General features: G+C 47.4%; 11 protein-coding genes and 3 pseudogenes. 7 read left to right on the plus strand and 7 right to left on the minus strand.

Going from position 1 to position 12,924, the window contains the following annotated elements; translation table 11 throughout:
- The first annotated feature begins 289 nt into the window (after positions 1–289).
- Positions 290–1,219, plus strand: coding sequence for an FTR1 family protein (locus tag ON05_RS22020; RefSeq protein ID WP_010479511.1), 930 nt, complete (start codon positions 290–292; stop codon positions 1,217–1,219).
- Here ON05_RS22020 and ON05_RS22025 read toward each other — a convergent pair.
- Positions 1,214–1,894, minus strand: coding sequence for a M23 family metallopeptidase (locus tag ON05_RS22025; protein ID WP_029315610.1), 681 nt, complete (start codon positions 1,892–1,894; stop codon positions 1,214–1,216). The genes ON05_RS22020 and ON05_RS22025 overlap by 6 nt on opposite strands.
- A gap of 1,269 nt (positions 1,895–3,163) precedes the next feature.
- Between ON05_RS22025 and ON05_RS22030 the strand changes: the two genes are divergently transcribed.
- From ON05_RS22030 to ON05_RS22040, 3 genes and pseudogenes are all read left to right on the plus strand, one after another.
- Positions 3,164–5,065 (plus strand): SUMF1/EgtB/PvdO family nonheme iron enzyme, encoded by a 1,902-nt coding sequence (locus tag ON05_RS22030; RefSeq protein WP_010479507.1) that lies wholly within the window; start codon positions 3,164–3,166, stop codon positions 5,063–5,065.
- Positions 5,066–5,136: 71 nt separating this feature from the next.
- Positions 5,137–5,475, plus strand: coding sequence for a diversity-generating retroelement protein Avd (avd, locus tag ON05_RS22035; protein WP_010479505.1), 339 nt, complete (start codon positions 5,137–5,139; stop codon positions 5,473–5,475).
- Positions 5,476–5,479: 4 nt separating this feature from the next.
- Positions 5,480–6,133: pseudogene (locus ON05_RS22040) on the plus strand (reverse transcriptase domain-containing protein); the annotation flags it as partial.
- 9 nt (positions 6,134–6,142) lie between these two features.
- Here ON05_RS22040 and ON05_RS22045 read toward each other — a convergent pair.
- Positions 6,143–7,207 (minus strand): annotated as a pseudogene (locus ON05_RS22045) (ISKra4 family transposase).
- 98 nt (positions 7,208–7,305) lie between these two features.
- Here ON05_RS22045 and ON05_RS22050 point away from each other — a divergent pair.
- From ON05_RS22050 to ON05_RS22055, 3 genes and pseudogenes are all read left to right on the plus strand, one after another.
- Positions 7,306–7,692, plus strand: a pseudogene (locus ON05_RS22050) (RNA-directed DNA polymerase); the annotation flags it as partial.
- Positions 7,631–7,858, plus strand: a complete 228-nt coding sequence (locus ON05_RS38685; protein ID WP_139026230.1) for an SUMF1/EgtB/PvdO family nonheme iron enzyme — start codon at positions 7,631–7,633, stop codon at positions 7,856–7,858. The pseudogene ON05_RS22050 and the gene ON05_RS38685, both read left to right, overlap by 62 nt.
- A 151-nt stretch (positions 7,859–8,009) precedes the next feature.
- A complete protein-coding gene (locus ON05_RS22055) occupies positions 8,010–8,375 on the plus strand; it encodes a hypothetical protein (protein WP_010482531.1) in 366 nt (121 codons plus the stop codon).
- Positions 8,376–8,543: 168 nt separating this feature from the next.
- On the opposite strand, the gene tnpC is transcribed toward ON05_RS22055, so the two are convergent.
- The 5 genes from tnpC to cysH form a co-directional block, all read right to left on the minus strand.
- Positions 8,544–9,968, minus strand: coding sequence for an IS66 family transposase (gene tnpC, locus ON05_RS22060; protein ID WP_262562131.1), 1,425 nt, complete (start codon positions 9,966–9,968; stop codon positions 8,544–8,546).
- A gap of 231 nt (positions 9,969–10,199) precedes the next feature.
- Complete coding sequence (locus tag ON05_RS22065) at positions 10,200–11,039, minus strand: hypothetical protein (protein ID WP_010481030.1); 840 nt, start codon at positions 11,037–11,039, stop codon at positions 10,200–10,202.
- 124 nt (positions 11,040–11,163) lie between these two features.
- Positions 11,164–11,730, minus strand: a complete 567-nt coding sequence (locus ON05_RS22070) for a hypothetical protein (RefSeq protein WP_039782094.1) — start codon at positions 11,728–11,730, stop codon at positions 11,164–11,166.
- Positions 11,731–11,862: 132 nt separating this feature from the next.
- Positions 11,863–12,123 carry a MoaD/ThiS family protein gene (locus tag ON05_RS22075; protein WP_010481033.1) on the minus strand — a complete coding sequence of 87 codons (261 nt, stop codon included), beginning with the start codon at positions 12,121–12,123 and terminating at the stop codon, positions 11,863–11,865.
- Positions 12,124–12,125: 2 nt separating this feature from the next.
- Positions 12,126–12,854, minus strand: a complete 729-nt coding sequence (cysH, locus tag ON05_RS22080; RefSeq protein ID WP_010481035.1) for a phosphoadenosine phosphosulfate reductase — start codon at positions 12,852–12,854, stop codon at positions 12,126–12,128.
- Positions 12,855–12,924 lie beyond the last annotated feature (70 nt).

The raw sequence follows: 12,924 nt of genomic DNA on the forward strand, positions 1-12,924 counted from the left end.
GGTATTAATAGAAAAATAGCTTTAATAAAATTTAACCTATCGTTCTCAACACGCTGAGTTTGTAAATTCAGCAACGCCATTCGAAGTTGGAGTAATCCAAGCCTAGACCTGAATTGCTTTCATTACTGACATGTAATCTAGACCTCTGCTGTGTTCAAAACTACAGAACGCCAGGATCCATTTCGCTTTTCCATAAATAAATTTTGTTTTCCCAGGGCAGGGGAATTGCTAAACTGGATCTTATTAGGAATCTCTCTCAACAAAATAATCCACCTTTAAATTGAACTTTATGGATATCTCTGCTGCATTACCCACCTTTGTTATCACTCTCCGAGAAGGCGTTGAAGCAGCTCTAGTGGTGGGTATTGTTCTGGCTTGCTTACAAAAATCGGGAAAAAGTTATCTCAATACCTGGGTTTACCTGGGAATTTTAGCTGGTTTAGTGGGGAGTGTACTTACGGGCTTTCTTTTGAACTGGACCCTTAACTGGGTAACCGTGAGTAACGCCACCTTTGAACCCATTATTGAGCCATTACTGAAAAGCGGCTTATGCCTAACGGCCATTGTCATGTTGAGCTGGATGCTGATCTGGATGACTCAACAAGCGCGCTCCCTCAAGTCAGAAATCGAAGGCTCGTTGATTTCCGCATTGCAAAAGAATGGCAAGTCTGCGGGATGGGGGGTGTTTATGCTGATTTTAATTGCAGTCCTGCGCGAGGGATTTGAAACCGTCCTGTTTATCTTTACCAATTTGCAGCAAGGAACTGCCGGTAGCGTGGGTGCGATCGCAGGTTTGATCGGAGCTACTGGCATTGGCTTTGGTCTGTTCAAATTCGGGGTCAGAATTAATATCCGCCGCTTTTTTCAGGTGATGGGGATCTTCTTGCTACTGATTGTCTCTGGGTTGGTCGTTTCCGTTTGCAAGAATCTGGATGCCGCTGCCTTTGCTTGGGAGCAAATGGCCATTTCCCCCACAAATCTATGTTTTGCCCAAGACTCGTGCCTCCTGGGTCCCCAATTGTGGGATACAAGCCGAGTCCTGTCCGATCATCAATTTCCAGGGTTACTGTTTAAGGCCCTATTGGGTTACCGCGATCATATTTACTTGGGGCAAGCCGTTGCCTATGGCACGTTCCTCTTCTCCGTCGGAACACTGTACCTGAGAAGTCTGCAGCCTCAAGCGGTGGCTCCTACCCCTTCCAAAACCACTGCCTTATGAAGCCTGACGAACGCTGGCAAAAGGAGTGTTATGGCACTTAGAGGCTATTTCAAACGGTAAGGTTTGGCCAAAGCCAGATTCACTAATGCTATGCACTTCGACGTGTAAATGTGGAGCCGAACTCCAACCCGAATTGCCGCTGTAGCCAATCAGGTCCCCCGTCCTCACCCAATCATTCAGCTTGATTGGGATTTTCTTTTTAAAGTTCTGCTGCAAATGAATGTAGGCCGAACGGACCCCATTACTATGTTCTAGCCAAATAAAGTTAAACTTCTCCGCATTTCTGCGTCTTCCCCCTTTATCGGGATATTTATCTCGTAAGCCGATGACTCGCCCACCCTGCATGGCATAAACAGGCATGCCAATGGGTACGCCAAAGTCATAGGCATATTTCATCCGGCCTTGATGAGTATTGCCTCGGGTCCCTTGACTGAGAAACCCTTTGCCTTGAAGGGGGTGACAATAGCCTTTCATGGCTGTACTGGGTAGATCCGTTAGGGGATGAGTTCCTCGACGATTATCAAACCACTGCTTTACCCCTAAGCGATTGAGAAGAAGGCTGGGCATGGTAGTGGGGGGATCCGGGAAAGCCCCCCCTTCTGGCATGGATGGAGCGGGTCGAACTGACAAGGGAGAGCAACCCGAGCCTAAACCACAAACCAGTGACAAACTCACCAAGGTGGCCGTTTGCTTCAGCCCCTTAGAAATTGGAGTTCGGATCGATTGATTTTGGTGGTTTTCTACAGGGAAATCGCACCGATTCTGCTTATTGCTAAATAATTTATAGAAATATTGATAATAATCAGCCTTAAATCCATTTTTCTCTTTATTTAGACGAAAAAAATGATTTTCTGGGGAAATATAATCTGGATAATTCTTATTTCTAAGCTTATTTGAGTGAAGAATAATAGAATTGAATATTGAGGTTAAAGAGGAAAATTCTCTTACCCAGCAAGGAATCTTCTCAGAAGGCATATTACTTGAACACACTTTTTAGGCTGACCAACTCTAAGATTGATCAAGATAATAATGTAGTAGCATTGAATACATTCATGAGAATAAAATTTATTCTTTAAATATTGATTGATTGTTTTTATATTAGGAAATGTTAATCATATTTTGTTGTTTATAGCCTTTATTTAGGATAGCTATTACACATTTATAGGAATAAAATAGATTTTAATTTTATGGGTAATTCCTTAGTTGATAAGAGGTTGCTCGTGAATTTGTCCCTGCTCGATCCCTAAGGGTTTGGAAAGATTCTGAAACGCATTATCCAATTTGAGAATCTCTCTCTTAGAATCAAAGCCTGGGAGAAGCAAGAAGCTGTATGGCTTTCAGCAAAAGAGGTACAGCCAATTTCTCCTTGCTTTAGAATTTCTTTTTTACAGAGAAAACCTGTTTTTTCCTGAAAGATGAAAACAGTTTAAAAATCATTAATACTCTTAAACCCTGCGAAATATAAATTCCTAAATTAGTGGTTTTAATTTCAGGGGATATCGTCTCTAAATACTATAAGCAAGGAAAAAATATGTCTGGTCCAATTAGACTCTGAGTGATGGCCGAATAAGAGACTGAATTAGAGGCGAATACCAAAAGTCTCGCTACTCTTTATACTGGGTCTACTTTTCGCCAAGGCGGTTCCAGAGCTGCCAAGCAGCTATTGTCCATTCCCCAAAAGCGAGTACCAGTGGATGTTGCGGTGTTCGAGACATCCGATAAGGGTGTGTAAGCCTAATACTTCTCTTTTTTATGTGAGTGCGGGAAGACTGAACGATTGGGAGATAGAGATTTGGTTAGCCGAATGGGCTTAGAAAGGGATCTTGGGGCCTTTTCTCATCAGAGGTGCTTTTTTGCAGATGTTAGCTGCTTGACGTTGCTTGGGGGAGAAACTCGTTAAAAATATATGCGACATTAGAGAACAGTTGGAAGTTCTGCTAGGTAATGGGTAAAAACTGGGCAATTGCCATTGGCATTAACGATTATCAAAATATGCGTCCGCTGAAATTTGCCCGAAAAGACGCGGAGGCGGTGTGCCAGTTTTTTCAGGAGTCCTTACATTTCGATAAGGTAGATTTGTTTGCCAAAGGGGCAGAGCCTGTCCGCTATGAGGATGGTCCTCCCCTTGAAGCTGACCCTACTGTCGGCAATTTAGATACGTTTTTTGATGTCCGGTTTGAACGCCCATTTCTAGAGCCGGGAGATAATCTGTGGTTTTTCTTTGCGGGGCATGGCAAACGCCACAAGGGGCGAGATTATTTGATGCCGATTGATGGCAGCCCCCGTCGCGTTGAGAAGATGGGTATTGCCATTGATTATATTGCTGAGCGACTGCGGCGCAGTGGGGCAGACAATGTGATTTTGATGATTGACGCCTGCCGAGGCGAGGATGATCGGGATGGGGGTGAAGGGGTGGGTCGTCAACAGCAGAAAGGGATTATTACGCTGTTTGCCTGTAGTCCCAAGGAGTTGTCTTATGAGATTGAGGAGATAGAGCAAGGGGCGTTTACCCATACGCTACTAGCTGGACTCCAGATCCAGGGGGCGGGCAATTGCGCGACGGTGGAACGCTTAAGCCAATATCTAAAAGTGCAGGTGCCTGAGGTTAACCGTCGATACAACAAACCTACTCAAACGCCTTACACTCGGATAGAACCTGAGTCGAAGCTGCATTTTATTCTGCTGCCGAGGCAAGCCACGCTGCAAGATGTAGCAGCAATGAAAATTGATGCCCTGGAAGCTGAGGCGGAGAATGATTTGGATGGGGCTGAGCATCTGTGGACTCGGGTGTTAGCAGCTTCCCCAGCGGATATGCAGGCGATTAAGGGGCTGCAACGAATTGCAGTTAAACAGGCGACGAGCCAGTCCCCCAGACCAACACCGACTCCAAGTCCAAAGACGGTAATCACTCGGGCTGATGACTCTTCCCGAGAACCTGGGGTTAACCTCCAGTCAGAGTCGGAGGCCAACCTGGCTGATAATGAATCGTCTGACTCTCAACCTTTAAAGGCGACGTTTACGGTAGTCAAGGTCAATGCCCAAGGCAAGGTCATTGAGCAGCAAGAGAATCAGGCAGAACAGAGCTTAATAATGTTGCCGGGAGAAGTTCCCCTATCTTTGGTTCGCATTCCCGAGGGGCAGTTTTGGATGGGTGCCCAGAAGAATGAAGTAGATGCTCTGGATACTGAGTACCCCAGGCATCAAGTGTCAGTTCCTTCTTTTTGGATGGGGCAATATTCGGTAACTCAACGGCAGTGGCAAGCTGTTGCGGGCCTGAGTAAAGTCAAGATGGAACTGAACCCAGATTGTTCCAAATTCACAGGAGAGACGTTACCCGTGGAGAAGGTGTCTTGGTATCAGGCGATTGAATTTTGTGAGCGCCTATCGCGACATTCAGGCCAGGACTATCGGTTACCGACTGAGGCAGAGTGGGAATATGCCTGTCGAGCGGGTACCGAAACCCCTTTTTATTGTGGGGAAACTATTACAACAGATCAGGCTAATTACTATGGGGATGATACCTATGGGCAAGGCCCCAAAGGGCAGTTTAGACAGAAAACCACAGCCGTCGGTTCATTTGCTGCCAATGCCTTTGGCTTATTTGACATGCATGGCAATGTCTGGGAATGGTGTCTGGATCATTGGCATGAGGATTATACAAACGCCCCTACAGATGGGACTGCTTGGCTAAGCAATAATGATAATCATTCTCACGTGCTGCGGGGCGGTTCCTGGGGCCTCTATCCGAGGAGCTGCCGCTCGGCTTCGCGCGGCAGGTACGAACCCGGCCTCCGGAACCTCGTTGTCGGTTTTCGTGTTGTGTGTGTGTCGGCGAGGGCTTTCTAGCCCTTTACCCTCTTTCCCTTTTGCCCTTTGATCGAATTATTTTTTAAATTATCCTAATAAATAAAATCCTTATGGAAGATCTACCTGTTATTCAAAAGACATACGATTGTATTCGCTGGTATGTGCCGATTCTGAGTAAATTGCCCCGCCATCATCGCTATACCTTGGGAGATCGAATGATCTCTAGCCTTTATGACCTCCTGGAAGGACTGATTACGGCCCAATATTCCCGCAATAAGCTGCCCCTGCTAGAAACCCTCAATAGCAAACTGGATATTCTGCGGTATCAAACCCGTCTGATGCAAGACTTTGAACTGATATCCGGCCAGCGGTACGAAAATGCAAGCCTCTTTCTCCATGAGATTGGTTTAGACCTGGGGGGCTGGATTAAGCAACAGCGGAGGCGGTAGCACCATGCGACGGGTCGGCAACTTGTGGCCCCAAGTCATTGCCTTTCAGAATTTGCTGCAAGCAGCGCGGCAGGCCCAAAAAGGCAAGCGATACCGAGCCAATGTTCTGCAATTCAACCATCACCTAGAAACCGAACTGTTCACGATTCAGTCTGAGCTAGCCACGCAAACCTATACCCCAGGTCCCTATCGAACCTTTGAAATTTTTGAACCTAAACTGCGGTTGATATCAGCAGCCCCCTATCGGGATCGAGTGGTTCACCATGCCCTTTGCAACATTATTGTTCCGGTGTTTGAACCCACCTTTATTCGCGATTCCTATGCCAATCGGTGGGGGTATGGTACCCATCGGGCTGTGCAGCGGTTTACGCAGTTTGCCCGCTCCAGCCGATATGTATTGCAGTGCGATATTCGCAAATACTTTCCCTCCATTGATCATGGACTGCTGAAGGCTTGTTTGCGCCGCAAAATCAAATGTCCAGACACCCTTTGGTTAATTGACCAAATCATCGATCACAGCAATCCCCAAGGTTCAGTCCTTGAATATTTTCCTGGTGACGACTTACTCACTCCCCTGTCCCATCGCCAAGGGCTACCCATTGGCAACTTAACCAGTCAGTTTTTTGCCAACGTCTACCTCAATGGGTTCGATCACTTTGGGAGCATGTCACCTTTGCATTCCAATTAAGCCATTGAGGTAAGCACACCGATGTGCCAGCACTTGCGGGACATTACTTTCATTCCACTGCGCCCCTGAAATTTTGACTCTGCGACTAATCTGCTTGATAGCAGATTCAACAGCCCCAGACCCAATAGAGCAGATTTGCTCACTCTGGTAATAGTCATAATTGACGATCCGATGCCGATGTTTGCGAACATAGTTGCAAAAGACTTGGGCCTGCTTTTCTTCAATGACTCAAATAGAGCCAAGGTTTCATCAACCTTCCCCTGCCATAAGAGCTGCTCAGCCTGGTGCAGACGTTTGAGGGACCCACCGACCTTATGAAGATTTTCCACCAGATGGTACCAGTCCAGAATCTCTCGCCGTTGCTCAGGTATGCTCAGCTGACGAATGATATTCCAAATGCCATCATGACCATCCCCTAAACAAGTCAGTGGAGAGGCTAACGGTTGCTGGTGAGTCCAGTCAATGAGCCGGGCATTATTGTGATAATCCGCGATGAGTCCCACATGCGTTGCCAGGGTTTTATAGTCTTTCCACTGACAAGGGTGTCCTAAAGGGGTGCGGATGCGCACTTTGCCACCATCTACACTCACTTCGGTTAAAGCTTCATGAGCCTGGGGGTAGGAAACCGTTGTTGATGCACCAATCGCTGCTGGGTTTTGGCTGGTACCTGAATCCCAGTTAAATAAGCCACATCTTTAGCAGTTTGAGCATAGGAGACATTGGCACTGATGCGCAAGCAACAATTCTCTAAATGAGGACTGATTTGACGATAGGGGGAAACGGCTAGATGCTGTGCCTGTTGAGTTGTAATGCTTAGAACGCCCAAGGTGCTTTTCAGGCGTCGGTTGCGGCCTGCTGCTGTGCCAGTAGCTGTGCGGATAAAAAATGACCGAGTTCGGGACTGACATGGGTCTGAATTTGCTGACGCACCGTCATCTCAATACCTTCTAGCGTCTTCAGGTTCTCTGGATCGCTTTCTTCGTACAGTAATTGGGCTATCGCATCAAGATGGACTTTGAGTTGAGCTGCTTTTTCGGAGTTCATTGATGAAGACTTCTGGGCAACACTTGTATCCTGAACGATTTCAAAACAATCTGCAAAGGTGACATGCTCCCGATCACTTTGTTAAAGAGCAGTTAAAAGCCAAAAAATACGTCAGATATGTGGATGACTTTGCCCTGTTCGATGACAGCCGCAAACAATTAGAACAGGCCCGCCAAGCCATAGAAGCCTATTTAACCCAACTCCGACTCAAAATCCATCCGATCAAAAGCCAAATTGTCGCCACTCAGCATGGCGTTACTTTTTTGGGTTTTCGGATTTTTCCCACCCATATTCGTATCCAGAGTGCCAATATTCGTAGAGGCCGCAAAAGATTACGAAAACTACAAAAAGCCTATGCACAAGGTGAAATTAGTGCCACGATAATCGATCAATCGATTAAAAGCTGGGTTGCCCACCTGAATCATGCTGATACTTGGCAACTGCGACAACGGATATTTGCTGACCTTGTGTTTTCAAGGCAGTAGAGATGGGCTAGACACAACCGTGCTGCGGGGCGGTTCCTGGAACAACAATCCGAGGAACTGCCGCTCGGCCACGCGCAACAGGAACGAACCCGACAACCAGAACAACAATGTCGGTTTTCGTGTTGTGTGTGTGTCGGCGAGTACTCTCTGTACCAGAACCGAGTGATGGGAATCCCTCGGGCGTGTGCTAGAAGAGTCCAAGTCTAGTCCAGAGATGCGGGTAACGGCATCCAAAAATCAAACCGGGCTGGATAGCTTCGTAAGCAATCCGCTGAGCAGTTATTCAGCCCAAGCCAACAACGTAAGCGGGGACTATTATGTCAGACACAATTGAACTCTGGGTAGTGGCAGAAGATGAATCTGAGGTTCCAGTAGAGACCGGGAGTCGCGACGGTGGCTATACCGGACCTCGCTTTGGCGAACGGACAACAGAGAAATTGATTGCGATAACTCGCAAACGAGTCCCTGTGGATGTCACGCTGCTTAAAAGACAGATGCATGGCATGATGCAGGTAGTGGATGAGCTATTTATCCAATCAGAAAATCAAACCAAAATGCAGCTGGATGAAGTAGAGCTGAAAGTTGAAATTAACGCAGAAGGTCAACTTAGTCTCGTAGGGAATGGCGGCAAGCTGGGGAATACAGGCGGAATCACCTTGAAATTTAGCCGTCCAAAGTCCTAGATACGACCTAACACTAACCAATGGCACCCTCCTGGGCGATCACTATAAGGGTTAACCTCTACGACCATTTACAAGAATTCCAGTTTGCCAAACGAGATGCAAGGTTACATTTTTAGTTATCCTGCAATTTTTATCAGTAGTTTAGTCGGCGGGTACAATCCTGACTGGTTACTGCCCAGGCTGAAGCACTGGTCTAACAGGATTGTCAGCAAAAATACTTTTGAGTGCATCCAGTACAGGGATATCTTGCTTTCTCAAAGTTGAAATATAACCGCGAATGCGGCAGAACTGCTGGGCACCTGCCAAGGAGCGAAAACATCCCGATATCTTCTGCTTCAACTTCATCATGCGGATATCGCGCTCAGCCTGATTGTTATCAAAAGGCACCTGAAAATCATACATAAACGCCAAGACAGCAGCTTGGTGCTTTCGAAGTCGGTCGAGCAAGTTTTTGGGTGTACTCTGCTTCTGCTTGCCTCGTTTCTTGGGTGCATTTTCATCGACGGTTGGCATTGGATTATGCTTGAATCCATCGGCTAACACTTGGCGATACCGCTGCTCAAACGCCTCGACTTGTCTCGCATCGAGAACGCTTAAGTGTTCAGCTTTTGCCCGCTCTACCTCAGCTTTGATATCTAGCAGCAGTGAGATCATCTCCTCAGCCCAAGGTTGTTTGTAGCGTTCAACAATAAATCGGAGTTCGCGCAAATGATGGGCATTGCATAAGCTATGCGTACAACCATAGCGGGCATAGCTCTTCCAACCATCATGAATACTCGTGCCCGTAAAGTTTGGCAGAATATCCATTTCGTCCATCGCTGCTGTGCCGCGTTTGGCATGGACAAAGTAGTAGGTTAATCCACTCGTACAAGCGACATGCAGCCACCACAACTTGCTGTTGACTCGCAACCCCGTCTCGTCAAAATGTCCCACAGCTGCTTGCTCAATAGCGTCTTTGATCTGGGCTTCAATCGGTTCTAATTGCTGGGCACAGGTTGTACGGGTGTTGCACAGGGTTCCTTCAGAAACCTGACAACCCAAGAGGTCTTTAAGCAGTTCACGGGTGCGCTCAAACGGCAACAGTTGAGCCTCCATCAAATACACCATCAAGCCTTTGAGATTACTGCCATACTGAACCACATTGGTGACATCGCTGGGGAATTTACCCCGGTTCAAGGTTTGACAGTGCTCACAATATTTGACTTCTGCTTGATGCTCGATGACCTGTAATGACAAGGAGGGCAGCTCATGAACCTGGCGCAGTTCATACTCAAGGACGGCGACCTCTGTTAACGAGGCACCACAGCCTTGACATTGAGTGACTGGATGTAACACTACGGCATCGACGGTTTCACGCCATTCCAAGGTACTACCGGGATGGCCTTTTTGACCCCCACTTTTACGCTTACTCTTACCCCGTAGACTTTTGGTCCGCTTCCCAAAGCCATCGCTTGAGGGTGGTTTACTACTGTTCCGACTATCTTTGCCAAGATGCTCTTCTAGTCGCTCTATCCGTTTAATAAGAAGGGTGACCAGCTCAACAACTGCATCCTCTCCTTGATGGTAGATTGCTCGAATATCAGATTCACTAATTTTCTGGTCAGAGACTTTCTTGTTCAACGAATGAGTACGGATTGACTGCTGGTGTGCTTAAAACATAGTCTCAGATAGAGTTATACCTTCATTCTCAACACAATGATTTAAGCCTGGGCAGTAACCCTGACTGAAACAATCTTTGGGGCACCCCAAAGAAACGCGATGGCCTTCGTTTTATCAAAAGCCATCGCCATCAGTCAAAGCCAACACAACCTGGAGAACCTCAACCTAACGCCACGTCTCGCGCCAAGCCCCTACCACATCAAAACCATTGCCTACGGGCTTAATTTTCAAAGAACCATAGTTGAAATGGTTACAAACGGGTCCAAACACACTGCCACAAATATCACTCGCTCCCGCTCCTTTTAGGGATCGAGTCCCTAAATGACTATAAGTTGATTGCCCCCATTGACCATTGCCAAACCAAGTTGTGAAGTAACGCTTGGGGGCGTAAGTTCCTTGCGGGCCAACCTTTAAGACACATCGAAGTCCTCTGCCCTGACGACCTTTTGGCGGCGAAATTAAATCTGCAACCCGATATTGATCAAAAAACTTACCGCAGGTACGTGCCCGACGTAAGGGTTGATATTGAGTTGTTCGCACCTGGATCCATTCTTCATTCCAGGCTCCAGTTACTTGGATGCGGTTGGGAGAGATCATCCTGACCCGTAGGTTGCCAGGGAAATTATTCTTAAAATGTTCGCCATTACCATAGATGTCCGACGCATAACCTCGCATTATGCGACGATTGCCAAACGCATGGCCGACGTGACGATAGGATTTACCATTCCAATTTCCTTCGCCATACCAAGCAATCTTGGGAAGTCGTCGAGATCCACGTCTGACGGTAGAGACCTTCACACAACGGATTCCCCGACCTCTCTGCTGATTTAAAGACCGGACCACAAAGGTTTTGAGATGGCGGCCGCAGGAAAATTTCTGGGTTTTCAGGGGACGCTGGCTAAAGGTACGCTGGTGAAGGGTTTGCGCATTGATAGCGGGTGCCATAGAAAGGGCCAAAACCCCACCTAAAGCGATCGACTTCAGTTGATTAATCTGTGCAGACATGACCTGACTCCTGTAGATAGTGAAAGGGAAAAGCTCCCTACACTCGTCTATAGGTTGGAGTCCGATTGATTATGCAGTGATTAAAGCAAAAGACTTCGTTTTCTTCAGATCCAAATAGGCCAAATCAAATAGCTGGCAAAGGTTCTGGCTGCTCTTGCCCCGCCCCAAATCCTATCGCCCCACTCGAATAAGTCGTACCAAAATTCTGAACAAGTTGATTAACCTGACTCAAAGCTGATCGAAAATCGCGATCTTGCAGCGAAGACAGGGGATGAAGAAAGGTAGCAAAGACAATGCCATTACTGACTGCATACCGACCATCCAAAGCGGTGTGGAAATTGGCAAGCAGCATATTATCCCGCTGTTCTGGGGTGATCTCCGCTGCCTTTTTGATGGGAGCCAGAATTCGCATCCGATCATGCTGCGCGCTTGTCAGTATGAGCATGGTTCGCCCGTCATACTTAAAGCTAATCTGCCCTTGCTCAACTTGAACATCGGAGGCTTCATCTCGCAGAATCGTTTCCAGCTGTTCAATGGTGGTCGATCCTGCCTCGGGACTTTCGGATTGAATGGCTTTGGGAAGGAGCTGAGCCTGAACTGCATTGAGCTTTGTCTGCGGCAAGAGTTCGGTCTGAGCCCTCGCCCAAGTCAAGGAGGCGATCGCTCCCACAAACAGAACTAATAGAGACATCCTTTTCATGACAGCACCCTGACCAGCTAACTGCTTAAGCATAAACATCTAAAGTGAGATTTCCCTGAATCCAACCTCAACGCAACGGGTGGGGCTTAGTCTTTGGATCCTGAGTCGTAAGCTAGCGGTCCATCACCCCCCACTCACAGGGGGAATTAACACCACCTCATCGCCGGGCTGTAAGGGCGTATCCCCAGGGACAAAGTCCAGATTGACGCCAAAATGGGTCACAGACTTTAAGGATGCCAGTTCGGGATATTGCTCCCAAAAATATTGACCGACGTGAGCCACGGTTGAGCCATTGGGAAATTCAAGTTCCAACTCTGGGGAACCCACCACTTCCTGGTAGGCGGCAAACAGCTTGACCGTAACTTTAATGTTGGGAGCAGACATCCTTAAGCATGCATTCCACATTCTGTACGGGCTTTTCCTCGCCAACGACCGGCCCGCTCTTCTTCCCCAGGCTTCGTCATGGTGGTTAAAGGCTCATCGCCGATACTGGCATAACCCTGATCATAAAGGGGGTTATACAACACCTGATTGTTGACCAGATAGTTCCACACATCTTTGTAAGACCAGTTGGCCAGGGGATTCACTTTTAAGCGCCCGTCTCGATCACATTCAAAAATCGGCATCTTCGCTCGGGTCGAAGACTGATCTCGTCGTCGGCCCGTAATCCAGGTGGCGACCTGTAGCTGTTCGAGTCCTCGTCGCAACGGTTCAACTTTGGTTAGTTGATGAAATTGTTCTAAATTCGTTTCCCAGAGCTGCTCACCATATTGCTGAGCAAATTCAGCACGGGACGTCACACCTTGGGGACGAAAAATTTGCAAATCTAATCCGTAATGGGCCTGAGCATCGTTGGCCAGTTTTAACGTTTCTGGAAAATGATGCAGAGTATCCAAAAACAAGACCGGAATGGAAGGATTGGGATTGAGGTCTTTGTAAAGCAGGTCCATAATCACCATGCCACTCGCCCCAAATGCAGTGCTCTGGATCAGCCCCTCAGGTAGATTCTCTAAACACCACGTCAAAATACTTTTGGGATGAGCCTTATCCAACTGCTGATTCAGCTGATCAATATCAACTGTCTGCTGCTTGGGGGTCTCGATGCATGGATCCATAGTGCCAATGCCAACCTATTTCAAATTCGGTACGAACATTCTAACTGCTTATTTCCCTAATCCCCACCGG

Origin of the sequence: Acaryochloris sp. CCMEE 5410, assembly GCF_000238775.2 — a bacterium.
Classification (GTDB): Bacteria; Cyanobacteriota; Cyanobacteriia; order Thermosynechococcales; family Thermosynechococcaceae; genus Acaryochloris.